Origin of the sequence: Streptomyces sp. MS191 (genome assembly GCF_008042125.1) — a bacterium.
GTDB lineage: Bacteria > Actinomycetota > Actinomycetes > Streptomycetales > Streptomycetaceae > Streptomyces.
Genome location: NZ_RDBI01000204.1, coordinates 1 through 1,597, shown reverse-complemented (window position 1 = coordinate 1,597; position 1,597 = coordinate 1). Strand labels below are relative to the sequence as shown.

Here is a 1,597-nt window from a genome sequence, read left to right as displayed (position 1 = left end):
CCTCCACCAGCAGGGTGGCCGCGCAGCCGAAGGCGACGTCCGGCTCCAGGCCCGGCTCGTCGGCCAGCAGTCCACCGATGACCTCGTGGCGGACGACCTGCTCGTGGACCGCGTCGGCCTCCACGTGCTCGGTGTAGAAGTCCTCCGTGAAGGAACAGGAACAGACCGAGGCCTCGACCGTGCGCGTGTTCGTGGCGCTGGCGCCGCCGGACGAGGCGAAGAAGGAACTGGAGGAGGCGCTCCGGCCCGTCTACGACGGGTACCCGCGGCTGCGCTGGAACCGGATCGAGGACTGGCACATCACCCTGGCCTTCCTCGGTGAGCTCCCGGCGCCGGCGGTTCCGGCCCTGCGGGCGCCGCTCGCGGACCTCGCGTCGGCGCGTCCGCCGCTGGAGCTGGCGCTGCGCGGCTCGGGGGACTTCGACGGCCGGGTGCTGTGGAGCGGGATCGACGGGGACGTCGACGGGCTGCACGGACTCGCCACCGAGGTCCGCGCCGTGGTGAAGGAGTGCGGGATCCCCTTCGAGGACCGGCCGTTGCGACCGCACCTGACGCTGGCCCGGGCCCGCCGCGACGACCTCTCCGCCGTCGCGGAGGCGGCCGCGGTCATCGCCGGCTTCGCGGGCCGACCGTGGCGGGCGGGACGTCTCCACCTGGTCGGCAGCAACTTCGGGCGGGGCCCGGGACCGATCCGCTACCGCGACATCGAGGCGTGGCGCTTCGACGGCGGGCGGTGAGGGAACCCGTACGTACGGGAGTGGGCGGCACCGTCGCCGGTTCGGGGCGTGGCGCGGTCGGCGGGAGCGGGGACGTCCCGGGGCAGCCGCCGACGGCCACGGTCGGACCACGGTGTCCGTGGTGTCGGCGGGGACGGTGCGCCGGTTGGTACCGAACGGACACGCCGCCTGCGAACAGGCTCCGTTCGAGCAGGTCACCGTCCCGTGTGACGGGTTCACTCTCCGGGGTATGGCTCAGTCGGACAAGGACGAGACGTGCCCGCTTTTCCTGTATTCGTGCCTTTCAGCGCCCTCCCACCGCCTATTGGGCCCATGCACCCCGGGAGACCCTCATGACGCTCCTCGACCTCCTCCGCTGGATCCTTCTCGCTCTCGCCGTTCTCGCCGCGTGGCTCGTGGTCGGCGTCCTCGTCGCGCTTGTCGTCTGGCACCCGTTCGCCCGCCGCCACAAACGGGCGGGGCGGGGCGTACCCCGCCCGGCGCGTCGTACCGGTCCCCCTGTCGGGACCGCGCTCTGCCACGCCACCGCACCGGGACCGGACCCGGGGCGCGAACCGGGATCGGCACCGGACCCGGGTGGCGGTCGACGCTGCGAACTCGACGCCGGACACGGCGGCGGGCACCGGCACGGGACCACCCGCTGGGGTGACGACCGCGAAGACCGCGAAGACCACGACGGCACGCACCGGATCGGAGAAGGCTGACCGACGTGCCCTGGCCCACCCCCACCGCCTGACCCGGGCACGCGTGCGCGGGCACCGTCCGGCCGCCGGACAGGTGCCCGCCCAGGGTCACGTGGCGGAGGCGGGTACCGGCGCGTCACCCGCGGGGGCGAGCTCCCCGGCGGGTGACGCGCCGGT

The 1,597-nt window shown here is 74.3% G+C and carries 2 protein-coding genes and 1 pseudogene; 2 read left to right on the top strand and 1 reads right to left on the bottom strand.

The genetic code is table 11. The annotated features are described in order from the left end of the window. A pseudogene (locus EAO71_RS36420) lies at positions 1-145 on the bottom strand (iron-containing redox enzyme family protein); the annotation flags it as partial. 1 nt (position 146) lies between these two features. On the opposite strand from EAO71_RS36420, the gene thpR reads away from it, so the two are divergent. Together thpR and EAO71_RS36410 are read left to right on the top strand one after the other, a co-directional pair. Then, on the top strand, positions 147-737 hold the full coding sequence (thpR, locus tag EAO71_RS36415; RefSeq protein ID WP_147982069.1) for an RNA 2',3'-cyclic phosphodiesterase: 591 nt from the start codon (positions 147-149) through the stop codon (positions 735-737). A 332-nt stretch (positions 738-1,069) separates the two neighbouring features. Continuing rightward, positions 1,070-1,441: a hypothetical protein gene (locus tag EAO71_RS36410; RefSeq protein WP_147982068.1), complete on the top strand. Its 372-nt coding sequence runs from the start codon at positions 1,070-1,072 to the stop codon at positions 1,439-1,441. The last annotated feature ends 156 nt before the right edge of the window (positions 1,442-1,597 follow it).

What these genes read in the sequence shown, in the direction of transcription:
- EAO71_RS36410 (WP_147982068.1), top strand. Translation starts at nt 1,070, where the DNA reads ATGACGCTCCTCGACCTCCTCCGCTGGATCCTTCTCGCTCTCGCCGTT.